Source organism: Halalkalibacter flavus (assembly GCF_036663575.1).
GTDB classification, from domain to species: Bacteria; Bacillota; Bacilli; order Bacillales; family Bacillaceae_D; genus Halalkalibacter; species Halalkalibacter flavus.
On the sequence record NZ_JAWRVK010000005.1, the window covers coordinates 174,409 to 197,957 of the forward strand.

Annotated in this window: 21 protein-coding genes, 2 pseudogenes and 1 riboswitch; of the genes and pseudogenes, 21 read left to right on the forward strand and 2 right to left on the reverse strand. The window is 39.3% G+C overall.

Features of this window, described 5'->3' with window-relative positions:
- The first annotated feature begins 106 nt into the window (after positions 1 to 106).
- The 18 genes and pseudogenes from SAY88_RS05425 (at position 107) to SAY88_RS05515 (ending at position 19,265) form a co-directional block, all read left to right on the forward strand.
- Positions 107 to 2,467, forward strand: coding sequence for a 3-hydroxyacyl-CoA dehydrogenase/enoyl-CoA hydratase family protein (locus SAY88_RS05425; protein WP_332629999.1), 2,361 nt, complete (start codon positions 107 to 109; stop codon positions 2,465 to 2,467).
- 24 nt (positions 2,468 to 2,491) lie between these two features.
- Positions 2,492 to 3,673: an acetyl-CoA C-acetyltransferase gene (locus SAY88_RS05430; protein ID WP_332630000.1), complete on the forward strand. Its 1,182-nt coding sequence runs from the start codon at positions 2,492 to 2,494 to the stop codon at positions 3,671 to 3,673.
- A gap of 20 nt (positions 3,674 to 3,693) precedes the next feature.
- Positions 3,694 to 5,478 (forward strand): acyl-CoA dehydrogenase FadE, encoded by a 1,785-nt coding sequence (locus tag SAY88_RS05435; protein ID WP_332630002.1) that lies wholly within the window; start codon positions 3,694 to 3,696, stop codon positions 5,476 to 5,478.
- A 234-nt stretch (positions 5,479 to 5,712) separates the two neighbouring features.
- Entirely contained in the window at positions 5,713 to 5,874 is a 162-nt protein-coding gene (locus tag SAY88_RS05440) for a hypothetical protein (protein ID WP_332630004.1), read from the forward strand.
- 98 nt (positions 5,875 to 5,972) lie between these two features.
- A complete protein-coding gene (locus tag SAY88_RS05445; RefSeq protein ID WP_332630006.1) occupies positions 5,973 to 6,329 on the forward strand; it encodes an arsenate reductase family protein in 357 nt (118 codons plus the stop codon).
- Positions 6,330 to 6,400: 71 nt separating this feature from the next.
- Positions 6,401 to 6,787, forward strand: a complete 387-nt coding sequence (gcvH, locus tag SAY88_RS05450; RefSeq protein ID WP_034626665.1) for a glycine cleavage system protein GcvH — start codon at positions 6,401 to 6,403, stop codon at positions 6,785 to 6,787.
- Between the two features lie 360 nt (positions 6,788 to 7,147).
- Positions 7,148 to 7,384 carry a YusG family protein gene (locus SAY88_RS05455; protein ID WP_332630009.1) on the forward strand — a complete coding sequence of 79 codons (237 nt, stop codon included), beginning with the start codon at positions 7,148 to 7,150 and terminating at the stop codon, positions 7,382 to 7,384.
- A gap of 145 nt (positions 7,385 to 7,529) precedes the next feature.
- A riboswitch (cyclic di-GMP riboswitch) is annotated at positions 7,530 to 7,608 on the forward strand.
- A gap of 42 nt (positions 7,609 to 7,650) precedes the next feature.
- Positions 7,651 to 7,773 (forward strand): hypothetical protein, encoded by a 123-nt coding sequence (locus tag SAY88_RS05460; protein WP_332630010.1) that lies wholly within the window; start codon positions 7,651 to 7,653, stop codon positions 7,771 to 7,773.
- A 61-nt stretch (positions 7,774 to 7,834) separates the two neighbouring features.
- Complete coding sequence (locus tag SAY88_RS05465) at positions 7,835 to 8,221, forward strand: CBO0543 family protein (protein ID WP_332630012.1); 387 nt, start codon at positions 7,835 to 7,837, stop codon at positions 8,219 to 8,221.
- Between the two features lie 172 nt (positions 8,222 to 8,393).
- A pseudogene (locus tag SAY88_RS25925) lies at positions 8,394 to 9,659 on the forward strand (MFS transporter).
- A gap of 120 nt (positions 9,660 to 9,779) precedes the next feature.
- Complete coding sequence (locus SAY88_RS05480) at positions 9,780 to 10,163, forward strand: carboxymuconolactone decarboxylase family protein (RefSeq protein ID WP_332630018.1); 384 nt, start codon at positions 9,780 to 9,782, stop codon at positions 10,161 to 10,163.
- A 217-nt stretch (positions 10,164 to 10,380) separates the two neighbouring features.
- Positions 10,381 to 10,518 carry a YuzK family famiily protein gene (locus tag SAY88_RS05485; RefSeq protein ID WP_250098810.1) on the forward strand — a complete coding sequence of 46 codons (138 nt, stop codon included), beginning with the start codon at positions 10,381 to 10,383 and terminating at the stop codon, positions 10,516 to 10,518.
- Between the two features lie 327 nt (positions 10,519 to 10,845).
- On the forward strand, positions 10,846 to 11,640 hold the full coding sequence (gene sufC, locus SAY88_RS05490; protein WP_332630020.1) for a Fe-S cluster assembly ATPase SufC: 795 nt from the start codon (positions 10,846 to 10,848) through the stop codon (positions 11,638 to 11,640).
- Positions 11,641 to 11,713: 73 nt separating this feature from the next.
- Positions 11,714 to 13,021, forward strand: coding sequence for a Fe-S cluster assembly protein SufD (sufD, locus tag SAY88_RS05495; protein ID WP_332630022.1), 1,308 nt, complete (start codon positions 11,714 to 11,716; stop codon positions 13,019 to 13,021).
- Positions 13,021 to 14,241 carry a cysteine desulfurase gene (locus tag SAY88_RS05500; RefSeq protein ID WP_332630024.1) on the forward strand — a complete coding sequence of 407 codons (1,221 nt, stop codon included), beginning with the start codon at positions 13,021 to 13,023 and terminating at the stop codon, positions 14,239 to 14,241. Before sufD ends, SAY88_RS05500 begins: the two co-directional genes overlap by 1 nt.
- A complete protein-coding gene (sufU, locus tag SAY88_RS05505) occupies positions 14,231 to 14,665 on the forward strand; it encodes a Fe-S cluster assembly sulfur transfer protein SufU (RefSeq protein WP_332630026.1) in 435 nt (144 codons plus the stop codon). Before SAY88_RS05500 ends, sufU begins: the two co-directional genes overlap by 11 nt.
- Before the next feature lie 145 nt (positions 14,666 to 14,810).
- Positions 14,811 to 16,208: a Fe-S cluster assembly protein SufB gene (gene sufB / locus SAY88_RS05510; RefSeq protein WP_332630027.1), complete on the forward strand. Its 1,398-nt coding sequence runs from the start codon at positions 14,811 to 14,813 to the stop codon at positions 16,206 to 16,208.
- 222 nt (positions 16,209 to 16,430) lie between these two features.
- Positions 16,431 to 19,265, forward strand: coding sequence for an alpha-amylase family glycosyl hydrolase (locus SAY88_RS05515; RefSeq protein WP_332630028.1), 2,835 nt, complete (start codon positions 16,431 to 16,433; stop codon positions 19,263 to 19,265).
- A 153-nt stretch (positions 19,266 to 19,418) separates the two neighbouring features.
- On the opposite strand, the gene xylE is transcribed toward SAY88_RS05515, so the two are convergent.
- The gene (gene xylE, locus SAY88_RS05520; protein ID WP_332630030.1) at positions 19,419 to 20,810 is read right to left on the reverse strand and encodes a D-xylose transporter XylE; all 1,392 of its coding nucleotides are present in this window, start codon (positions 20,808 to 20,810) and stop codon (positions 19,419 to 19,421) included.
- Between the two features lie 163 nt (positions 20,811 to 20,973).
- On the opposite strand from xylE, the pseudogene SAY88_RS05525 reads away from it, so the two are divergent.
- The 3 genes and pseudogenes from SAY88_RS05525 to SAY88_RS05535 all read left to right on the forward strand — a co-directional run.
- Positions 20,974 to 21,253 (forward strand): annotated as a pseudogene (locus SAY88_RS05525) (xylose isomerase); the annotation flags it as partial.
- 343 nt (positions 21,254 to 21,596) lie between these two features.
- Entirely contained in the window at positions 21,597 to 22,325 is a 729-nt protein-coding gene (locus SAY88_RS05530; protein WP_332630042.1) for a YwmB family TATA-box binding protein, read from the forward strand.
- Positions 22,326 to 22,470: 145 nt separating this feature from the next.
- Complete coding sequence (locus SAY88_RS05535) at positions 22,471 to 23,316, forward strand: DUF72 domain-containing protein (RefSeq protein WP_332630032.1); 846 nt, start codon at positions 22,471 to 22,473, stop codon at positions 23,314 to 23,316.
- Between the two features lie 12 nt (positions 23,317 to 23,328).
- On the opposite strand, the gene SAY88_RS05540 is transcribed toward SAY88_RS05535, so the two are convergent.
- Positions 23,329 to 23,549, reverse strand: a 221-nt coding sequence (locus SAY88_RS05540) for a hypothetical protein (RefSeq protein ID WP_332630034.1), incomplete at its 5' end; no start/stop codon positions are given.

The following is a 23,549-nucleotide window of genomic DNA, read 5'->3' on the forward strand; positions in this document are numbered from 1 at the left end:
TGACAATTAATTGTCGTTATTTTTTTGCAGAAATAATGAATGAGTATTCATTCGTTATCTTTATAAGCCATTATTTTTTTATTCAAATGGTAAAAGGGGGAGAATTATGAATCGTTATATAAGGAAAGTTGCAGTAATTGGTTCAGGCGTGATGGGCTCAGGGATTGCAGCTCATTTAGCAAACGTCGGTATCCCTTCATTATTACTTGATGTTGTGCCGAACGAAGTAACCCCTCAAGAAGAGGCAAGAGGTTTGACGCTTGAAGATATAGCTGTTCGTAATCGCTTAAGTGCGACCGCGATTCAAAAACTAGCCAAGCAAAAGCCGGCACCACTTTCATCTAAAACAAAAGCTTCTTACATAGAAGCCGGAAACCTCGAGGATGACTTATCCCGACTTCAGGAAGTTGATTGGATCATTGAAGTAATTGTTGAAAACTTAACTATTAAGCAGCAACTATTAAAAAAAGTAGATGAGGCAAGGAAGCCAGGAACGATTGTCAGCTCAAATACATCGGGAATTTCTATTGAAGCCATGTCAAAAGAGTTATCTGAAGATTTCCGAGCTCACTTTCTTGGAACGCATTTTTTCAATCCACCAAGATACTTAAAATTATTAGAGATTATCCCAACAGAAAAGACAAAGGATGAAGTTACGACATTTATGAAAACGTTTGCTGAAGAGGTGCTTGGAAAAGGTGTTGTCGAATGTAAGGATACACCGAATTTCATCGCAAACCGTATTGGGACATATGGATTACTTGTTACAGTAAACGAAATGATAAAAGGTGGTTATTCAGTTGGGGAAGTGGATTCGGTCACAGGTCCGTTACTGGGACGTCCGAAAAGTGCCTCATTTAGAACGCTTGATGTCGTAGGACTTGACACGTTTTTACATGTAGCAAAAAACGTGTACGATGTCGCTAGTGGTTCTGAAAAAAGTATATTCGACCCTCCGTCATTTATGAAAGAAATGGCTGAAAAAGGTTGGCTTGGAAGCAAAAGCGGCCAAGGCTTTTATATAAAGCAAGGAAAAGAGATTCTTGAGCTAGATCCTAAGACGCTTCAATATAACGAGCGTAAAAAGTTAAAAGCACCTTCGATCGAACGTGCAAAGCAAGCAAAAAAATTGCCAGATAAATTAATAACGCTAACATATGCCGATGACAAGGCTGGAAAGCTCGTATGGAATTTATTAAAACCAGTTCTCCTTTATTCTGCCGGCAAAGCGTATGAAATAGCGTACGACATTTATGCGGTTGATCAAGCTATGAAGTGGGGTTTTGGATGGGAACTAGGTCCGTTTGAGACGTGGGACGCCATCGGTGTAGCAAAGTCTGTAGAACGAATGGAATCAGAGGGGGACACCGTTCCAGCATGGGTAAAAGAAATGCTGGCATCTGGTCAAGAAAGCTTTTATCAAGGAGGCTCCTATTATCATCAAGGGAGGTATGAGGCGAAGCCAGTTAACGAAAAAATTGTCAACCTAAAATCATTAAAGCCGGATAATGTTGTATTCAAAAATTCAGGTGCTTCTTTACTTGATATTGGAAATGACGTAGCACTGCTTGAATTCCATTCACCGAACAATTCGATTGGTGCAGACGTCATTCAAATGATTAATAAATCGATTAAAGAAGTAGAGAAAAATTATAAAGGGCTCGTCATCAACAACCAAGGGAAAAACTTCTGTGTTGGTGCGAACTTGATGATGATTTTGATGGAAGCACAAGATGATAACTTCTTTGAGATCGACCTCGTTGTGCGCCAGTTCCAACAAGCAATGGCTAATATTCGTTACTCAGAAAAGCCAGTTGTCACAGCTCCTTTTGGGATGACACTAGGAGGAGGAACCGAAATTTGTTTGCCGTCAGCTAGCATTCAAGCGTCGCTTGAAACATATATGGGATTAGTTGAAGTTGGAGTCGGCTTAATTCCAGGTGGTGGAGGAAACAAAGAGCTCTACCTTCGCAACTTAGCAAAATCAGATGGAAAAGATCTTCAATCGGTTGCCAATAAAACGTTTGAAACGATTGCGATGGCGAAAGTATCGACATCTGCACAAGAGGCAGTCGATCATGGCTTCTTAGGTACAAAAGATGGCATTGTCATCAATGGTGATTTCCTTATTAATCGTGCGAAAAATGAGGTTCTGCATTTAGATGCAAAAGGATATCGCCCACCGGAAAGAGCAAAGATTCCAGTCGTTGGTGAAAGCGGTTATGCAACGATGTTACTTGGGGCAAAGACGATGAAATTTGGTGGTATGATTTCCGATCATGACTTGAAAATTGCTGAGAAACTAGCATTCTCACTTGCTGGTGGTAGAGTCACAAAAGGAACACTTGTCGACGAACAGTACTTGCTTGATTTAGAACGAGAAGCATTTCTTAGCCTAGTTGCTGAGCCAAAGTCTCAACAACGGATGCAATATATGTTAACAAAAGGAAAACCACTTCGTAACTAATTGGCAGAGGGAGGGGATTACACAATGAGAGAAGCAGTGATTGTAGCTGGTGCACGTACACCAGTCGGAAAAGCAAATAAAGGCACGTTAGCAAACGTCCGTCCAGATGATTTAGGTGCAATTACGGTTCGTGAAACGTTGAAACGTGCCGGAGATTTTGATGCATCACTAGTTGAGGACGTGATTATCGGGTGTTCGATGCCAGAAGCTGAACAGGGCATGAATATGGCTCGAAACATTTCTGCGTTAGCAGGACTTCCGAACACCGTCCCAGCCATTACGATCAACCGTTATTGTTCATCTGGATTGCAAAGCATCGCATACGGAGCTGAGCGAATCATGCTCGGTCAATCAAAAGCAATCATAGCTGGAGGAGCAGAGTCAATGAGCATGATTCCAATGGGCGGTCATGTTATTGCTCCAAATGTGAAGCTTGTAGAAGAACAGCCTGAATATTATATGGGAATGGGGTATACAGCTGAAGAGGTAGCAAGTCGCTTTGAGGTGAGCCGTGCGGACCAGGATGCCTTTGCAGTGGAAAGTCATAAACGGGCGGCAGCCGCAATTCATGCAGGTCACTTCCAAGATGAAATTGTTCCTGTCGATGTAACGATTCGCTCGGTTGGTAATGATCATAAATTGAAAGAGAAGCATGTTCAATTTACAACGGATGAAGGTGTAAGAACAGACACGTCTGCAGAAGGGTTAGCAAAACTCAGGCCCGCCTTTCACCCAAAAGGAAGTGTAACAGCAGGGAACTCGTCACAAATGAGCGATGGGGCAGCATCCGTTTTAGTGATGGACCGTGAAGAAGCTAGGGCAAACGGGTTACAACCAATTGTGAAATTCCGTTCTTTTGCAGTAGCAGGTGTAGCACCAGAGATTATGGGGATCGGCCCAGTTGAAGCAATCCCAAAGGCATTGCAGCTAGCGGGGCTAGAGCTATCGGATATAGGGCTATTTGAATTAAATGAAGCTTTTGCCTCACAGGCATTACAAGTCATCCGTTATTTAAACCTTGATCATAATAAAGTCAATGTCAATGGTGGTGCGATTGCACTTGGGCATCCACTCGGTTGCACGGGTACGAAATTAACACTATCGCTAATGCATGAGATGAAGCGTCGGAATGAACAGTTTGGTGTTGTCACGATGTGTATCGGTGGAGGCATGGGAGCTGCTGGAGTTTTTGAACTTATTGGCTAATAAAAAAGGGGGATGAGGATATGAGTCAAACAGAAGACAAAGTAGTCAAAGGCGGGAGCTTTTTAGTAGAGGATCTTGAGGCAGATAAGTTATTTACTCCAGAGGATTTCACAGACGAACATGTTATGATTGGCCGAACAACAGAAGAGTTTGTCATTAAGGAAGTTGAGCCGGTGTTAGAAAAAATTGAAGAACATCAATTTGAGCACACGGTTCGATTATTAAAAGAGGCTGGAGAGCTTGGGTTGCTTGGAGCTGATGTTCCTGAAGAATATGGTGGTCTGGGGCTAGACAAAATTAGTTCTTCTCTTATTTCTGAAAAATTCGTTCGCGGAGGCGCGTTCGGCCTTAGCCATGGTGCACATGTTGGAATTGGCTCCTTACCTATCGTTTTCTTCGGCAGCCATGCACAAAAAGAAAAATATCTTCCTGATTTGGCATCAGGTGCTAAGCTCGCAGCATATGCATTAACAGAGCCTAGCTCAGGTTCAGATGCCCTAGGCGCCAAAACAACAGCTATCTTAAATGAAGCAGGTACACATTATATATTAAATGGAGAAAAACAGTGGATTACGAATTCGGCTTTTGCAGATGTGTTTATTGTCTATGCAAAAATTGATGGAGATAAGTTCACAGCTTTTATTGTCGAGAAGGACTTTAAGGGGGTCTCAACTGGCCCAGAAGAAAAGAAAATGGGGATCAAAGGCTCCTCAACAAGAACATTAATTTTAGAAGATGCCCTTGTGCCTACAGATAATGTCCTTGGTGAAATCGGAAAAGGTCATGTTATTGCTTTTAACATCTTAAATGTTGGGCGTTACAAGCTTGGAGTTGGTTGTGTTGGAAGTGCGAAGCGAGCACTAGAGCTTGCGGCAACATATGCGACAGAGCGAAAACAATTTAAAACTCCGATCGGAAAATTCACGCTCATTCAAGAAAAATTAGCAAATATGGCTGTAGCAACATACGCAGCAGAAAGTTCGATCTACCGAACAGGAGGCCTGTTTGAAGAGCGTCTTGGCGGTTTATCTGATGAAGAGCAAAAAGATGGTCGCAAGGTAGCTAAAGCCATTGCTGAGTACGCCATCGAATGTTCTTTAAATAAAGTAGTTGGATCTGAGACGCTTGATTATGTCGTTGATGAAGCCGTTCAAATCCATGGTGGATACGGATTCATGGCTGAATATGAAGTTGAACGCATGTACAGAGATTCGCGCATTAATCGAATTTTTGAGGGGACTAATGAAATCAACCGTCTTCTCGTTCCTGGAACCATCATGCGTAAAGCAATGAAGGGGGAACTACCACTACTACAAAAGGCGACAGCCCTTCAAGAAGAAATTATGATGCTGATGCCGCAAGAAATTGGTGATGAGCCACTTGAGCAAGAAAAATATCTGCTCGGAATGGCGAAGAAAATTTTCTTAATGGTTGCTGGAAATGGCGCTCAAAAATACGCGGAAAAACTCCAGCACGAGCAAGAACAGCTTTCAAATGTTGCTGACATCGTAAGTGAAATCTATTCAATGGAATCGGTAATCCTGCGTACTGAAAAGGCTGTTAATAAGTCTGGTGAAGAAAAAGCGCAGCAAAAGCTTCTCATGACACAAGTATATTGCCAAGAAGCCTTTAACCGCATTGAAGCACATGCAAAGGAATCTCTTGTAGGTATGGAAGAAGGCGATAAGCTCCGTACAATGCTAGGTGTTCTTCGAAAGTTAACACGTCACACGCCAATCAACGTAATTGCAAAGAAACGTCAAATTGCTGGAGTTGTATTAGAAGAAAAACGCTATGTTGTGTAATGATGTAATCACTTTTGAGAGGTTCATCTCTCTCAAAAAATAAAATATACTCCTTTCAAATGGAGCATTCTCCTCTCAGTGCAAAGAAGTCTCAAATATTTGAGGCTTCTTTGCCATTATACTGGTGTTGTTGGACTGGTTTCTCGCAAGAATATGCTTATTACATCGGTAGACACATGTTTTTTCTTGTAATAACACAACCTAAAGCAAGGACGAGCAGAGGAGGAGATCCAATTGACAAAAAAAGAGAAAATCAGCTACACCGCTCCATTAACCGGTGTAGAAGAACAGTCCACTTCAATTGAAGGCTCTGTTCATGATGCTTTGCAGACAACATGGAATACAGAGCAAATCATTGAGCTAAATAATTGTGAACAAACAGAAGATGAGCAATAATAAATAAGGGAAAGCACCAATCATTAGGGGCTTTCCCTAAAAAAGGGGTATATTGTTGTGCTTTTGAACAAAATAATGACATGGGAGGAGGGGAGAAAATGGCTATTACGTTCTATGAGTACCCAAAATGCGGTACATGTAGGAAAGCAAAAAAATGGTTTGCTGACAAAGGAATTGAAGTGAACGCTATACATATTGTAGAACAACCACCATCAAAAGAAGAACTGCGTGATCTTTTTGAAAAAAGTGGCTTAGAGCTTAAAAAGTTTTTTAATACGAGCGGTCAAAAATATCGAGAACTCGGACTAAAGGATAAAATTAAGGATATGAGTGAAGATGAAGCTCTTAGCTTACTTGCCTCCGACGGCATGCTTATCAAACGCCCGATTACAACAGATGGCAGCAAGGTGTCAGTAGGTTTTAAAGAAGAACAATTTGAGGAATCTTGGAGCTAACTGTTTGTTTTCAATGGCAAAGAAGGTATAATGTAGTAAAATTTGTATTATTTTAGATGGAGGTATTAGGAATGAGCAATTTACCTAAGGAATTAAAGTATTCAGAAGAGCACGAATGGGTAAAAGTTGAAGGAGAGAAAGTTCGTGTTGGGATCACGGATTTCGCTCAATCTGAACTTGGAGACATCGTATTCGTTGAACTTCCAGAAGTTGGCGATGAGATTGAAGCGGACGAGCCTTTCGGTAGCGTTGAGTCAGTAAAAACGGTATCTGAATTATATGCACCAATTAGCGGTAAGGTCGTAGAAGTAAATGAAGACCTTGACGATTCTCCTGAATTCGTTAATGAGTCTCCATACGAAAAAGCTTGGATGATCGTTGTTGAACCAAGCGACTCAAGCGAAATTGACAAGCTAATGACAGCTGAACAATACGAAGAAATGATTAGTGAGGATTAGAAAAAAGGGTGGTTTTCCCTTTTTTCTAATCCTCGATGCACTGAGCGAAGCCGCCGTAATGTATTAAGCCTTTTGAGTGGTTTTCGCAGGAAGGCGCACGGTGAGTGAAGCCAGTGCATCATCCTATGTTCGCACTATCTAGGCCAAAAGGAAATTTTCCTTTTGGTTTTTTGTGATTCACCTAGGTCAGAAAAGTCCATCATCAGCTTTATGAGGAAATTAACTTGTTGTTATTGGCTTGCCAGGTAGGTAACGGAACCGCTCAAACGCCGCTCTTCCTCATTTTCATAATATCCCCATGATTGCAAATAGCAACGCTAGGGCACCATAAAACTAACTTCTGTATAAGGAGGTTATATCATGAGTCTCGTACGTGTTGATGTTACAAGCAAAGTAAAGGGAAAGTATGAGAATGGCCATATGAATTTATATATGGGGGATGCGCAAGTAGGGAAAGTGATTGAAACAAACGAAGGATTTCAGCATGAAATGGCTGAAGGGTTTGAATTTGATAGAGATAAAATCTTTCGCTATGAGCAAGAAAATCCTAATGAAGTAAAATCTTACGTAGAAGGCTGTGACGAGGGCTGGTGCTAAGATGTATAGCCAGAGTAGAGATAAAAACTCTACTCTGGCCTTTTTTTGATGACTTATTTACATGACTAGGTACTTTATCAGGTAAATAAAATTAAATTAAATCTAAACATTTGTCTAATGATGTCGATAATTAACATGTACACACATGCGAAAAGGGCAAAATCACCGAAAGTTGAAGACGCAAAGCTAAAGGGGCTTCATTGGAATGCCAGCCAGCTACCGGATGTAATCGTCCTCTGTGTGAAATAAAAATGTGGAGGAAATATATGTTTTTTACACCAGAAGAAGCGTTTAAGAGAAAGCAACGCAAAAAAATGATTTTTAACTTCGTCGTAGTGCCAATGATAGCCTTAGCAATAGGACTTGTTGTGGCAGTATTAGGTAAGTAAAGTCATCATAGTATTATTTGCGAATGCACACTCTACATTTATAAAGGAGTGTGCATTTTTAATGAAAATGAAGGAACGCATTATTTTAATCGCAGGAATCATCTTCGGATTAGTAAGTATTCCAACACTATTTAAAAAGCCGTCAGTGAAACTCTGGTTGCCTTTATTCATTGTAGATGGTCTTGTAAATTATGCATTTGATAAAACATTAGTGAAGACAAAACAATTGAAATACCCGGTACGCTTTTTACCGCGTAAATTTCAAATTAATGTCGTTTATGATTTTTTAGTTTGTCCTTTCTTATCGCTTTGGTATTGTCAATCAACTTATAATTCCAAATTACCTGGCATCATCGGAAAGTTGATGTTATTTGGGATACCACAATCCGTCTATGAAATTTGGCTTGAGCGATTTGGATCCATTCAATGTTTGCGGTGTTTGTTGTAAAGATTATTTCTCGGATTTTTTTAGAAATTTGCAAGCGCAAGAAAGTGGCAGGATAATTTCCGAGCTAATAGCAAAAGGAAGCCCACCTTTTGCTATTAGCTCTTTTCTTTTCGAGTAAGATCGCCTATTATAATATTTAGATAAGCGAAATATCACAAACGAAGGTGTATCTATGGGGAAGTTTGTTGGAGAGTGGAATGATCAGCTAAAAGGGTACAATCGAAATGTCCGCCTCTTTTTGCTTGCTTCGGTACTAGCGAATATTGGTATGGGAATTTTTATGGTTATTTATAATTACTACATAAGAGAGTTAGGCTTTAGTGATCAAATGAATGGCCGTGTTATTGCGATGCAAGCACTGGCTAGTGCAATAGCGCTTTTGCCAGCTGGTTTAATGAGCGATAAGTTTGGGCGGAAACGGATCATAATGATTGGTGCGTTATTTGCAGCAACAAGCCTTTTGCTTAGAGCGGTGTTGGCAGGGGATATTTTGTTGCTTGCCATGGCTTTTACGACAGGGCTTTTTATGGCTTTTATTCAAGTATCATCGATCCCTTTGTTAGCAGAAAATTCAACGGAAAAAGAACGTGTTCATTTATTTAGTTTTAATTTTGCACTTATTATGGTTGCAAATGTAATTGGAAATGCGTTAGGGGGGACATTAACCGATCTGTTTCATGTCTTTTTCCAACTATCAATGCTTGAGAGTGTAAGGAGTACATTGCTAATTGGTTCACTTATTTTCTTTATAGCGTTACTTCCAATTTTTAAAATTAATGAAGAACAAAAAAAGAGAGTTCAAAAAACAGGAGCTAGCTCTCTTGGGAGTCTTTTTACTACTCATCGATCAAGCTTTAAATGGATTGGTTTATTTGCCATTGCAAATGTATTAATAGGATTTGATCGGGGCTTGTCATTCCGTATTTGAACCTTACTTTAGTAACCGATTTGAAATTAGTAACTCGTTAGTCGGGATTATCCTTTCACTTGGCCAGGCTATGACAGCTGTTGCTTTTATGATTGGGCCTTCTGTCGTTAAACGGTTTGGGGAAGTTAAAGCAGTTGTAATGTTGCAACTCGCATCGCTTCCATTTCTGCTATTAACAGCGTACACTGAAACACTTTGGTTAGCGGTGATTGGCTTTTTATTTCGACAAGCGTTGATGAATGCTGGAAATCCGATTCAAATGGCCCTAATGATGAGAACGGTTGATGACTCAATGAAAGGATTAGCCAATTCAGTTGGTCAAATGGTGTTCCAGTTAGGCTGGGCAGTTATGGGACCTGTATCAACATCAATTGTTATGATCTATGGTGCTTACCATGGATATGCGTATGTTTTACGATTACAGCCTTTTTATATTTGTTAGGATCAACATACTTTTATGTTGTCTTTCGGAAAATAAATGAAAATAAAGCAGAGCAAAAAGCAGCCTAATTGAGTCTTAGCTTATTAGGCTTTTTATGTTCTATTAACCTGGTCAATCAAATTTGAATAAACAGGTAACTGTTAACGAATACTATCGTTGTTATTACAAGAACTTGGGAGGTATGTTTGATGGATCAACAGCAACAGCAACAAAATAACCCGATCGACCAGGCATTACAGGAGTATAAACAAGGGCTAGGGAATTTCACTCAGAAAATGCCTGATATAGCGAAGAAGTACAATGCTTTTACTGAGGCGTGTTTTGCAGAAGGGAAGCTTTCTCAAAAAGAGAAGCAAATGATCGCTCTTGGAATTAGTGTGTATTCGCAAGATGAATATTGCATTATTTATCATGCAAAAGGATGCTTAGATCAAGGGTGCACGGAAGAGGAGATTTTAGAGACGGTCGGAGTCACAGCGGCATTTGGTGGAGGCGCAGCTATGAGTCAGGCCGTAACTCTTGTTCAAGAATGTATTTCAGAGCTAGGTGGCAATAACAATCAACTGCAATAAATAAAATTAAGAGATAAGCTTTCAGACTTTGTAAGGCCGAGAAAATGTATTGGAACATTTTCTGACATTGTATAATCATATCTCACGTCTGTATATCGTGATCTAACTCGTTTTTTCCGTGTTGGTCAAATTTTCTGACTATGGTACGATTACTTGTGACAAAACGAGAAAGGATTGATTTATTATCCATTTATTAAAAAACCAACACAATGGTGAAATGGAAAAAGCAATGCAACAATCTCACGGAACAAGTTATGCTGAGTATAATCGTAACTTGGAAAAACGGTTAGAAGTCGAGAAGCAACGCGAAAAAGACTATGAGAAGAGCAAAAAGCTAGCCGCTCAATTTAGCTAAACGATAATAAGTGTGTTAAAATATTGAAAGAGTAGTGCCGATTGGCACTACTCTTCTTCTGTGCATAATATGTCCAAGTACTTTTTTTTATGGTTTACATAGGGTAATGAAAAGGAATGCTAATAAGGTGAGAATTTCCTATTACAGGAGAAGAAACGTTAACACTATAAACATAGTACAAATAGTTTCATAATTGGTTCTCCGTCCTTGAACTAAGAATAGATTTAGTATAAGATTGTAATGAGAATAGATTGAGAATAAAACTATTACAAAAATTAGCAAGCTTTATCCCATAGATGAAGCAAAATACATTGGAGGTCATTGTAAATGTCAGTACCATTTCTAAAAATTGAGAACCTTAACGTATCAGTTGAAGGAAAAGAAATTTTAAAAGATTTCAGCCTTGAAATCAAAGGTGGGGAGTTCCATGCAATCATGGGGCCAAACGGAACAGGTAAATCAACTCTTGCTTCAGCAATCATGGGTCATCCTAAATATGAAATTACAAGCGGATCTGTAACAATTGATGGAGAAGACGTGCTAGAAATGGAAGTGGACGAGCGTGCACAAGCTGGTCTTTTCTTAGCAATGCAATACCCAAGTGAAATTAGCGGGATTACAAATGCAGACTTCTTACGATCAGCAATCAACTCGAAACGTGAAGAAGGCGATGAAATTTCTCTAATGAAGTTTATCCGTCAATTAGATAAGAAAATGGAACTTCTTGATATGGACGATTCTTTCTCACACCGTTACTTAAACGAAGGGTTCTCTGGTGGGGAGAAAAAGCGTAACGAAATTCTTCAATTATTAATGCTTGAGCCAAAGATTGCCATCTTAGATGAAATTGACTCAGGTTTAGACATTGATGCACTTAAAGTTGTTTCAAAAGGTGTGAACGAAATGCGCAGCGAAAACTTCGGCTGTTTAATTATCACTCACTACCAACGTCTACTTGACTACATCACTCCTGACAAAGTACACGTTATGATGCAAGGACGCATTGTGAAATCTGGTGGAGCTGAGCTTGCTGCACGTTTAGAAGCAGAAGGATATGACTGGATCAAACAAGAGCTAGGTATTGAAGACGAGCGTGTAGAAGCAGCAAACCAAGAAGCGTAAATAAAGGTCAGATACGAATTAAGATGCAACCTCGCACGAAGCGAGCAGTACAATAGTAAAGGGTGGGTAATGTATGTCAGTCGAGACAAAAGGATTGTTCGGAAAAGAACAAATTGAATCATTCTCGAATGGACGCAATGAACCAGATTGGGTACGCGACATTCGTTTAAAAGGCTTAGAAATTTCTGAATCAGCAGAGCTTCCAAAGCCAGATAAAACTAAAATTGATAAGTGGACGTTTACGCAAACACGCTTTGATATGAACGCAAAGCCAAAAGCAACATCTGTAAAAGCTTTACCAGAAGGTTTGCAAGCTTTAATTGGTGAAGAGACAGATGAGCAAAACTTGTATGTTCAACAAGATACATCAGCTGTATATACAAAGACAAATGCGGAATTAGCTGAAAAAGGTGTTATTTTTACAGACATCCAAACAGCTTTAGAAAAGCATGCTGATCTTGTGAAACCTTATTTATTCGGTGAAGCAGTGAAACCACAAGAGAACAAACTTACTGGTTTACATGCAGCACTACTAAATGGCGGAACATTTATTTATATACCAAAAAATGTTCAAGTTGAGGTTCCACTTCAAGCGGTATTCTCAATTGAAACACCAGAAGCCATACTATCAAACCACGTGATCGTTGTAGCTGAAGAAAATAGTTCTGTGACATATGTGGAAAACTACACCTCTAACGTTGACGGCAATGTTGCAGCTAATATCATTGCAGAAGTGTACGCAAAAGCAAATGCAAAAGTGGCATTTGGTGCGGTTGATAACTTTGGTAGCAATGTAACAACATATGTTGTTCGTCGTGCACATGTGGGCAAAGATGCTCGTATTGATTGGGCTCTTGGACAAATGAATGATGGAAACACAGTTTCTGAAAACACAACTCATTTAGTAGGCGACGGCTCTTGGGCTGATACTAAGACTGTTTCTGTTGGACGTGGAGAGCAAAAGCAAAACTTCACAACACAAATTTTCCATCATGGAAAGCATTCTGAAGGTCATATCCTTAAGCATGGTGTTATGCGTGAAGCTGCTACTTCAATCTTTAACGGAATTACAAAAATTGAGCATGGTGCTACAAAGTCAAACGGTGTTCAAACAGAGCGAGTACTAATGCTTAGTGAAAAAGCTCGTGGTGATGCAAATCCAATTCTTCTAATCGACGAAGATGATGTAACAGCAGGTCACGCTGCATCTGTTGGTCAAGTAGATCCTCTTCAAATGTTCTACTTAATGAGCCGCGGGATTTCTCGTAAAGAAGCAGAGCGCTTAGTCATTCACGGCTTCTTAGCACCAGTCGTTGAGCAGCTTCCAATTGAGTCTGTTAAGGAACGCTTAAGAGAGGCAATCGAAGGGAAAGTTCGCTAATGAATGCCAAAGAGATCAAAAAGCAGTTTCCGATTCTTGATCAAAATGTTAACGGAAATCCGCTTGTCTATTTGGATAGCGCGGCTACATCTCAGAAGCCACTAAAAGTCATTGAAGCACTTGATGATTACTACCGTCGCTATAATTCAAATGTTCACCGCGGAGTTCATACGCTTGGAACACTTGCAACGGATGGATATGAAGGTGCTCGTGAAAAGGTTCGTAACTTTATCGGGGCCAACTCCATCGAAGAGATTGTGTTCACACGTGGTACAACGACAGCGTTAAATTTGGTTGCTTCTAGTTACGCTCGTGCTAACTTGAAAGAAGGCGATGAGATTGTGATCTCTATGATGGAGCATCACAGTAACATCATTCCTTGGCAGCAAGTTGCAAAGGTGACAGGAGCAACATTAAAATACTTCCCGCTTCAGCCAGATGGTACGCTTGATTTAGCTGAAGTTGAGAAGACGATTACAGAAAACACAAAAATCGTTTCCGTTATGCACGTGTCAAATGTGTTAGGGACGATTAATCCAATCAAAGAGATTGCTGAAATTGCTCATCGCAATGGCGCAATTATGGTCGTGGATGGTGCCCAAAGTACGCCGCATATGAAAGTGGATGTTAAAGATCTAGATTGTGATTTCTTCGCTTTTTCAGGTCACAAAATGGGTGGTCCAACTGGAATTGGGGCCCTTTACGGCAAGAAACATCTCCTAGAAAACATGGAGCCAATTGAGTTTGGTGGCGAAATGATTGATTTTGTAGGACTACAAGATTCAACGTGGAAAGAGCTTCCTTGGAAATTTGAAGGTGGGACACCAATCATCGCTGGTGCTATTGGACTAGGTGCAGCCATAGACTTTTTAGAAGAGGTCGGTTTGGATAATGTTTTAAAGCATGAACACGAATTAGCTGAATATGCGATTGAGCGATTATCTGAAATTGATGGGTTGAAAATTTTTGGACCGAAAAAGCGCGCAGGTGTGGTAACATTTAATTTGGATGATGTGCACCCTCACGATGTTGCAACGGTACTAGATGCTGAAGGAATTGCTGTTCGTGCCGGTCATCACTGTGCACAGCCACTTATGAAATGGCTTGAGGTGACAGCAACAGCTCGTGCTAGCTTTTATTTATACAACACGAAAGAGGACGTTGATGCACTTGTCACTGGACTAGTAAAAACAAAGGAGTACTTTGGCGATGTCTTCTAATTTAGATACACTTTATAGACAGGTGATTATGGATCACTACAAAAACCCGCGTAACAGAGGGGAATTTGATGGTGATACGGTTACGGTAAATATGAATAACCCAACATGTGGTGACCGCATTCAAATTCAAATGAAAGTAGAAGATGATAAGGTCACAGATGCGAAATTTGTTGGAGAAGGATGTTCAATCAGTTTAGCCTCCGCTTCGATGATGACTCAAGCCATTAAAGGCTTGAAATTGGATGAGGCAATTGAAATGTCGCAAATTTTCTCAGATATGATGCTCGGAAAAGAATATGATGATGAGCGTTTTGACTTAGGTGATATTGAGGCACTACAAGGTGTGGCGAAATTTCCTGCTCGTATTAAATGTGCGACCTTAGCATGGAAGGCAATGGAGAAGGGAATTAACGACCGCAAGTAAGAAAGTTAGTCAAAATAGGTCGGGGTTTGACCTTATTGATCTAACTTGAAGCGATGTGCGTAGCCGCTGCCTTAGCTCAAGAAGGATTATTTAGGGGCAGCGTGCGAAACCATTGCACTCGATAATAATAGAGGAGGCTTTCACAATGGCGAAAAAAATGCCTGAAATCGGAGAATATAAATATGGGTTCTCGGATAAAGATGTTTCGATTTTCCGTTCAAAGCGTGGATTAACGAAAGAAATCGTTGAAGAAATCTCACGCATGAAAGATGAACCACAATGGATGTTAGATTTCCGTTTAAAATCATTAGAACAATTTTATAAAATGCCAATGCCACAATGGGGCGGGGATTTAGCTGAATTAAACTTTGATGACATCACGTACTACGTTAAGCCATCAGAGAAGTCAGAGAAATCTTGGGATGAAGTACCAGAAGAAATCAAAAACACATTTGATAAGCTTGGGATCCCAGAGGCAGAGCAAAAGTATTTAGCAGGGGTTTCTGCTCAATATGAGTCTGAAGTTGTTTACCACAACATGAAAGAAGAACTAACTGAGTTAGGAATTCTATTCACAGACACAGATACAGCGTTAAAGGAGCATGAGGAAATTTTCAAAGAGCACTTTGGAACAATCATTCCTCCATCTGATAACAAGTTCGCAGCACTTAACTCAGCTGTTTGGTCTGGTGGATCGTTCATTTACGTACCTAAAGGCGTAAAAACAGACACACCTCTTCAAGCGTACTTCCGTATTAACTCTGAGAACATGGGGCAATTCGAGCGTACGCTAATCATCGCTGATGAAGATAGTTCTGTACACTATGTAGAAGGATGTACAGCACCAGTTTATTCAACAAACTCACTACACAGTGCGGTTGTTGAAATTATCGTTAAAAAAGACGCATATTGCCGTTACACAACGATCCAAAACTGGGCTCCAAACATCTTTAACCTAGTTACAAAACGTGCTGTAGCAGATGCTGGTGCAACAATGGAATGGGTTGATGGTAACATCGGTTCTAAGCTGACAATGAAGTATCCAGCTGTTGTGATGCGTGGTGAAGGGGCAAAAGGTACGATCCTTTCCATCGCAATCGCAGGAAAAGGGCAGCACCAAGATGCTGGTGCAAAAGTTCATCACTTAGCACCTAACTGTTCTTCAACGATTGTATCGAAGTCGATTTCAAAACATGGTGGGAAAGTAACATACCGCGGTATCTGTCACTTTGGCCGTCGTTCTGAAGGCTCTAAGTCGAAGATCGAGTGTGATACACTTATCATGGATAATGAGTCAACATCAGATACAATTCCATACAATGAAATTCTAAACAACAACATTACGCTTGAGCACGAAGCAACGGTATCAAAAGTATCTGAAGATCAACTTTTCTACCTAATGAGCCGTGGTATTTCTGAGCAAGAAGCAACAGAAATGATCGTAATGGGCTTCATCGAGCCATTCACAAAAGAACTTCCAATGGAATATGCAGTAGAAATGAACCGTCTAATCAAGTTCGAGATGGAAGGTTCAATCGGTTAATAAATATAAAGAAGCAAGTCCTTTCGGGGATTTGCTTCTTTTTTACTACTGATGTGCAACCGCTTTCTTATTTGCGCAGGAGTTGCACATGGTTGCTCGTTCAAAGGACTCATTTTAATTTTGAAACAGTGCAACTCATTGAAAATAAATAAGATTCCTTTTATCATTAATGTAAGCGTTTTTGTGAAGCGTTTTCATAAAATGAAGATGGAGGGTTTGGGGATGAAACGTTTATCGTTAATATTTTTGTCATTATTGCTTTTGGTGAGCACATTCATGCCAACGTTTGCGCAATCTGTTTATGGACAGTGGTCTGGTGATGCGGATGGATATGAAAGTGTCGTACTTCGAGGAAGTGTAGCCCCGTTAAAATGGGATGGAGATGATCATCCTTTATTGTTTAATAAAGAAGATGGAGTGTGGATTAGTGAACCTATTAATCTACCAGGTGGTCAAAAGGTTGAATACAAGTTTGTATATGATGGCGAATGGATGCCAGGAGCAAACTTAGAGTACACGACTCCTCAAGCAGGAGCATATCAATTTGTTTTTCATCCAGAAAATGAAAGACATGTCGATGTACGTCCTGCAACGGAGTATGATGGAGAACTAACGTTACAAGTGGAAGTTCCTGAAGCGACTCCGGATTGGGTTGTTGTAACAGTCGGTTCTAATATGAATAACTATAATTATTCAATTACAAGGATGAATAAAGGAGAGGATGGACTATACACGATTCACTTAAAGGGTCCTGCTGGAGAAGAGCTGCATTATCGATATGCATTAGGTGATTCAAAGTATCAAGAAGAAAGAGATGAACTAAGAAAAGCTTCTTTCTCTGAAGAAGGAGCTATAATAGAAGACACAGTTCAAGCATGGAAAGGCATTCCCATTGCAAGTAACGTCTCTCATGATTTTAATCACTCCCCATTTATTCCGAGTGAGAATGATGATGTAACGATTACAGCAGAAGTTGAGCATAATGGGCCGATTACGGATGGTGGTATTTACTTTACAACGGATAGAGCTTCTCCAGAAGGAGCGAGAGGAGAAGCTCGAGTTGGACAAGCTGTAGAAATGAACATCGTCTCTACAAATGAAAGCAGTCATGGGTATGTAACTATTTTAGAAGGAACCATCCCAGCTCAATCAAATAAAACACCAGTAAAATATAAAGTAGATGTATGGGATGAAGATGGAGAAGGTTCCCAATTTGCGGATACGAATAGCTTAGAATCTGGTGCAGCAACTGAATTTGCTTATTATGTAGATGATTTCAAATCTCCTGAATGGGCAAAAGATGCTGTGATTTATCACATCTTTGTCGATCGTTTTAAAGACGGGAATAAGGATAATAACTATGACACGGTCAATGTTGATGAGATAGGCTTAGAGGATGCGTTGAAAGACTGGATGGGTGGTGACCTTGAAGGGATCATTGAAAAACTTGATTATTTAGATGAGCTAGGAGTTAACACTCTTTATTTATCACCTGTTTTTGAAGGTCCATATTCTCATGGATATCATCCAATTGACTTTTTAGATGTTGATAAAAACTTCGGTTCGCTTGATGTTTTAAAAGAATTAATTGATAAGGCTCATGCTCGTGACATGAAAGTAATATATGATATGGTTCCCAACCATAGTTCAGATGAGAGCCCATTCTTCCAAGATGCATTGAAGAATGGAAAGGATAGTCCTTACTATGACTGGTACACCTTCTATGAGAATGGCTCCTATGAAACGTTCTATGGTGTAGAAAGTCTTCCACAATTAAATAATGATAACCAAGAAACAAGAGACTATATGCTTAAAGAAGTGATCCCTTTTTGGTTAGAAAAGGTGAACTTTGATGGATACCGTCTAGATTATGCAAAAGGACCTAGCTATAGCTTCTGGGTTGATTTCCGTCATGCCGTTAAACAATTAGATGAAGATTATTATATCTTTGGTGAGATTTGGGATAATCGTGATAAGATCAACTCTTATGCTGGGAAATTAGACGGGGCTCTCGACTTTGGCTTCCACGATACATTTAAAAGTACATTTGCTCGTAACGGTTCAATGAGAAATGTGAGCAATTTAGTAAAAGATAACGTTGCTACTTATCATCCAGAATACATTTTATCATCATTTTTAGATAACCATGATGTACCTCGGTTCTTATATGAAGCAGGAAACGATACGAATAAGTTAAAGCTTGCTTCGTTTACGCAATTTATGTTGCCTGGCTCACCAATGATTTATTATGGGACAGAAGTTGGGATGTCCCAAAGTGGAAACCATCATGACTATAGTGATTGGAAAGACAGATGGTATCGCGAAATGATGCCTTGGAAAGAGGAAGAGCAAGATCTTGATCTATTTGCTCATTATCAAGAAATTATTTCATTGAGAGATACGTATTCAGCTCTACGTACAGGTACGTTTGAAGAAATTTTTGTGAATGATGATGTACTCATTTTCGAACGTGAAGATAAGGATTCACGTTTACTCGTTCTAGTGAATAAAGGCGCTAAACAAACGTTTGATTTAGCGGAAGTTTATCATCAAGATCGATTAACGAATGTAAGGCTAGAAAATGCTTTAACTCAAGAAAAGAAAACGACAAAAAAAGGAACCATTGAAATCACAATGGAAGCTCAAGGTTTCAAAATTTTTGAAGTGTCGGGTAAGTTAGTCAAAGGGGAAGAAAAAGTAGATTATAAGAAGTATGAAGCCGGTGTGTTACGAGGATCAGAACCCCTTAGCTGGGAAAATAATGATCAATCATTACTGTTTGATGAAAAAGAAAACGTATGGAAGTCAGAAGCAATCGAGCTTGAAGCTGGGAAACTAGTTGAGTTTAAATTTGTTATGGATGGAGAATGGCTTCCAGGAGGTGATAACCTTACATTTACACCAGATGTAGATGGAGCTTATCAATTTGTGTTTGATGCAACAGTGACAAAGGCAGATGTCCGAAAGCTTGATGAACCAGGGATAAGAGGAAATGGAAAAGCACTGGAAACACCCGTACGTAAAGGTCATAAGATGAAATTAGAAAAAGCTAGCTAAAAAAAAAGTAAAAGGTACCTGTTTTTATATGGCAGGTGCCTTTTACTTGTTTTGATATTAAAGAAAATGGACAAAAAGATCAGACAAGGGAAAAGTCCCGAAATAATTGAGACTTTCGCTGTTCTCAAGGTGCCTTCATGATTTTCTGTTTTTCTAACCATTTTCAACTGATTTTTTTAACAATTTTTCTAATTCTTCAAGAGATCTTCCTTTTGTTTCAGGAATTAGTTTCCAGACAAAAAGTGCCGAAAGTACACTCATAGTACCGTAAAAAGAATAGGTTAACCCTGCACTATAGTCTATCATCATTGGATACGTTGAAGAGATAAAATAGTTGGCAGACCATTGTGCTGCCACTGCAATGGCTACAGCCTGTCCGCGGATTTTATTAGGGAAAATTTCAGAAATTAAAACCCAAACAACAGGTCCCCATGACATCATAAAGGAAGCAGTATAGATAATAATGAAAATTAATGTACCAATGCCTATTTGATTAGAAAACCCCATCCCAGAAACGCCGAACATACCAAAGGCCATGCCTATAGAACCAATTATTAATAATGGTTTTCGGCCAAATTTATCAACGGTTAGAATGGCAATTACGGTAAAAATTACGTTGACTAACCCCATAATAATTGTTTGAAACATCGAAGCGTCTCTAGCGGCACCCATGCTTTCAAAAATGCGGGGTGCATAATAAAGGGCTACATTAATTCCGACAAATTGTTGGAAAACGGATAATAAAATCCCAATGATAATAATTTTTTTACCAAACGAAAATAATCCGCCTTTTTCTACGTTAAAGGATTTTTTTATTTCAAACAATGTAGCTTTCACCATTGTTTCATTATAAATTTTAGAAAGTATCTGCTTAGCCTTTTCTTCTTTATTTATTGATACAAGGTACCTCGGAGTTTCCGGTACTGTAAATAATAAAAGAAAGAATATACTAGCTGGAATCGTTTCCGATAGGAACATGTAGCGCCAGCCAATATCATTGATCCATTCTATAGATTGGCCTCTTGCTATTCCCCAGTTTACAAAATAAACAACTAGCATTCCGAAAATGATTGCAAATTGGTTTAAAGAAACTAATCGACCTCTAATTTCGGACGGGGCAATCTCTCCTATATACACAGGCGATACAGCAGATGCCAGTCCTACTCCTATACCGCCAATTATTCGGTATATATTGAATGTAATTAAAAGAGCGAAGGAAGGTTCTCCCGGTGTAAAAAATAAAAATTCCGGAAATGAGGATCCCAAAGCTGATAATAAAAATAATATTGCTGCTATTATTAGGGTGTGTTTTCTTCCTATTCGAGAAGAAAGATAGCCTGATAATAATCCACCAATTATACAACCGATTAAAGCACTTGAAACCGTTAATCCATGTGCAAGAGGAGAAAGGTTTAAGCTTTCTATAAAGTAAACTTGTAGCGAGCTCTCCGCTCCTGAAATAACCGCTGTATCATAGCCAAATAAAAGACCACCTAAAGTTGCGACTAATGTTACTAATACAATGTAGATATTGCTTGATCTCACCACATTTAACCAGGGAATAGTTCCCTAATTCTCCCCTTTCACCACTAAATTTTACTAAATATAAATTATTAGCTTTAAATCTATATTACTCAAATGGGACAAACTATAACCGCAACTTAATGAATATTGACTTTTATTACATAAAGTAGGTGGAGGTAGTAACATCAGTTATTTTGAAAAGGTTAACCAAATTAAGTATGAAGGCCCCAATTCAACGAATCCTTTTGCATTTAAATATTACAATCCAGAAGAAACAATTAATGGACAAAAGATGGAAGATCTTTTACGTTTTGCGGTATCTTATTGGCATACTTTCACAGGCGAAGGTTCTGACCCCTTTGGTTCAGGTACAATGGTTCGTTCGGCCATATAATAAGTTTTCTGGCATGGATCTTGCTAAAGCCCGTGTAGAAGCATCCTTTGAATTTTTCGAGAAAATGAATTGCAGCTGTTAGAGTTAAAAAGGGGCTGGAGGTAGGAAAGGAATTAGGTGCAGAAAACTATGTGTTCATTGAATATGTAGTAGAGTATTTGTGGAGAAATACGAAAAAACCATATAAATTATTAGCCCAAATCGCATAATGATTTGGGCTTAATCAATCCATCTAGGCAAAGAATTAATGGATCTTTGGTTGATTGTAAGGTGAATAAATCCCTTTTACTTATTTTGTTAGTGTAATCGTTTATTTAATAAAGCTGTTAAGTTGAAAGATAAAGAAAAAAGATGTCTCTCATCGTTTATATTTCTATGAATCTGTCAATGCTGTTAGGGAGGTGAGGAGATTGATGAAGAATATTATTATATATTGTGTGTTACTATCAGCCATTTTTGGATTATATAAAACTCAAGCCGTTAGCAGCGATACGGACCAGTTACATGAATTAAAGGAGATTATGGAAGTAGTAACTGAAGAGAACATGAATATTAGGGATTGGACAGTATACTCGAAGCAAGAACAAACAAAGGTTAAAAACGCTAAAGAGTTTGATAGGTTCATAGTAAATTTGAAGGATGATTACCGCGATTTCAAATGGGTTGAAGAAGAAGTACGAAATGGCGAGTACCGAAAAATAGTTGGAACAAAGTCTAATAAGGAAACGATAGCAGCTGAACGAATTGTGGTTACAGCTCACGAAAGCCTAGATCAGCAAATGGTAAGTATGACGTATCAAATTACAGGAGACAAATGGTGTGAAGAAATGTTTGAGGTGATCAATCAGAAGGTAATAGGCAATGATCATTATGTAACAGTACGCACAACGATGGACAGGGAAGAAGATCAAGAGTTAGACCATGTAGCTAGCAATCTAGTAGAATCGTTTTCAGGAGAAGTAAAGGAAGGTTTGGTGGAAAGTCATTTTGTTTCAGTATCAGCCTACACAGCTTATTGGGGTAGTGGAATAGCTATTAATGACTCAGAGCAGATTAATATGCAAATAGGGGTAAGGGATGTAGGAAATGGAAGCAGTGTGGATGTAACCATTGGTACACCGATTATTACAGCTGAATATTAAGTTAAAAGAGGTAGAGTTGTACGAAAAGTTGCAGTCTTTATCTCTTTTTTGTATACAAGATAAATTGAGCAATGATTCTGTGAAGAAAGAGGTTTCATGGTAAACTAAAAACACTGGATTTGTGCGTAATAAGGAGTGAATGAAAATGATCTATATTGGCCTTGCGGGTTGGGGAGATCATGATGATTTGTACATAGGAATGAGCAAACAATCAAAATTAGAAGTATATGCAGGACACTTCCCAATTGTTGAAATAGATGCTTCTTTTTATGCGGTTCAACCTGCTAGAAATATGGACAAATGGGCAAGAGAAACTCCTCCTACGTTTCAATTTGTCGTTAAAGCCTATCAAGGAATGACTGGGCATCAACGTGGATTTGCTCCTTTTGCTACAAAGGATGAGATGTTTCATGCATTTCGTGAATCTTTAGAACCATTGATTGAAAAAGGAAAATTAGCGATGGTCCTCTGCCAGTTTCCTCCCTGGTTTGACTGTAAAAAAGAACATGTTCAATGGATCCGCTATGTAAAGGAGCAACTAAAAGAGTTGCCAGTTTCCCTTGAATTTCGTCATCGTTCATGGTTTGTAGGAAACATGCGAGAGAAAACACTGAAGTTTATGAGAGAAGAAGAGTGGATCCATAGCATCTGTGATGAACCGCAAGCTGGAGTGCGCTCGGTTCCAACTATCTTAGAAGCTACTCATTCGGATAAGACACTGATTCGCTTCCACGGTCGTAATGTCCACGGATGGAATGATCCTGGTGATGGAACATGGCGAGACGTACGTTATTTATACAAATACAACGAAGCGGAGCTTTTAGAATGGAAACAAAACTTACAATCGCTGACAACGCAAACAAAAGACATCTTTATTATTTTTAATAACAATTCTGGAGGCGACGCAGCCACAAATGCCAAGCAGCTCATAGAAATGCTTGATATTGAATATCATGGCCTAGCACCTAGACAACTCGACTTGTTTTCTTGATAATAGAGATAGTCAAAACAGGGCGCACTTCCCTGTTTTGACTATCTCTAAGCAATGAGCGGAGCCGCCGTAAATGGTTTTAAGCCTTTTAAGTGAACTTCTTAAAAGGCGCACGGTGAGAGAAGCCATTGCAAGCATGTTCGCACATCCAAAGAGAAACAGGGCGCACTTCCCTGTTTTGACTATCTCTAAGCAATGAGCGGAGCCGCCGTAAATGGTTTTAAGCCTTTTAA

What these genes read in the sequence shown, in the direction of transcription:
- SAY88_RS05500 (WP_332630024.1), top strand. Translation starts at nt 13,021, where the DNA reads ATGAATGCCAAAGAGATCAAAAAGCAGTTTCCGATTCTTGATCAAAAT.
- SAY88_RS05460 (WP_332630010.1), top strand. Translation starts at nt 7,651, where the DNA reads ATGTTTTTTACACCAGAAGAAGCGTTTAAGAGAAAGCAACGCAAAAAA.
- SAY88_RS05445 (WP_332630006.1), top strand. Translation starts at nt 5,973, where the DNA reads ATGGCTATTACGTTCTATGAGTACCCAAAATGCGGTACATGTAGGAAA.
- sufC (WP_332630020.1), top strand. Translation starts at nt 10,846, where the DNA reads ATGTCAGTACCATTTCTAAAAATTGAGAACCTTAACGTATCAGTTGAA.
- SAY88_RS05480 (WP_332630018.1), top strand. Translation starts at nt 9,780, where the DNA reads ATGGATCAACAGCAACAGCAACAAAATAACCCGATCGACCAGGCATTA.
- SAY88_RS05535 (WP_332630032.1), top strand. Translation starts at nt 22,471, where the DNA reads ATGATCTATATTGGCCTTGCGGGTTGGGGAGATCATGATGATTTGTAC.
- SAY88_RS05430 (WP_332630000.1), top strand. Translation starts at nt 2,492, where the DNA reads ATGAGAGAAGCAGTGATTGTAGCTGGTGCACGTACACCAGTCGGAAAA.
- gcvH (WP_034626665.1), top strand. Translation starts at nt 6,401, where the DNA reads ATGAGCAATTTACCTAAGGAATTAAAGTATTCAGAAGAGCACGAATGG.
- SAY88_RS05485 (WP_250098810.1), top strand. Translation starts at nt 10,381, where the DNA reads ATGGAAAAAGCAATGCAACAATCTCACGGAACAAGTTATGCTGAGTAT.
- SAY88_RS05425 (WP_332629999.1), top strand. Translation starts at nt 107, where the DNA reads ATGAATCGTTATATAAGGAAAGTTGCAGTAATTGGTTCAGGCGTGATG.
- SAY88_RS05465 (WP_332630012.1), top strand. Translation starts at nt 7,835, where the DNA reads ATGAAAATGAAGGAACGCATTATTTTAATCGCAGGAATCATCTTCGGA.
- sufD (WP_332630022.1), top strand. Translation starts at nt 11,714, where the DNA reads ATGTCAGTCGAGACAAAAGGATTGTTCGGAAAAGAACAAATTGAATCA.
- SAY88_RS05530 (WP_332630042.1), top strand. Translation starts at nt 21,597, where the DNA reads ATGAAGAATATTATTATATATTGTGTGTTACTATCAGCCATTTTTGGA.
- sufB (WP_332630027.1), top strand. Translation starts at nt 14,811, where the DNA reads ATGGCGAAAAAAATGCCTGAAATCGGAGAATATAAATATGGGTTCTCG.
- SAY88_RS05435 (WP_332630002.1), top strand. Translation starts at nt 3,694, where the DNA reads ATGAGTCAAACAGAAGACAAAGTAGTCAAAGGCGGGAGCTTTTTAGTA.
- SAY88_RS05455 (WP_332630009.1), top strand. Translation starts at nt 7,148, where the DNA reads ATGAGTCTCGTACGTGTTGATGTTACAAGCAAAGTAAAGGGAAAGTAT.
- sufU (WP_332630026.1), top strand. Translation starts at nt 14,231, where the DNA reads ATGTCTTCTAATTTAGATACACTTTATAGACAGGTGATTATGGATCAC.
- SAY88_RS05515 (WP_332630028.1), top strand. Translation starts at nt 16,431, where the DNA reads ATGAAACGTTTATCGTTAATATTTTTGTCATTATTGCTTTTGGTGAGC.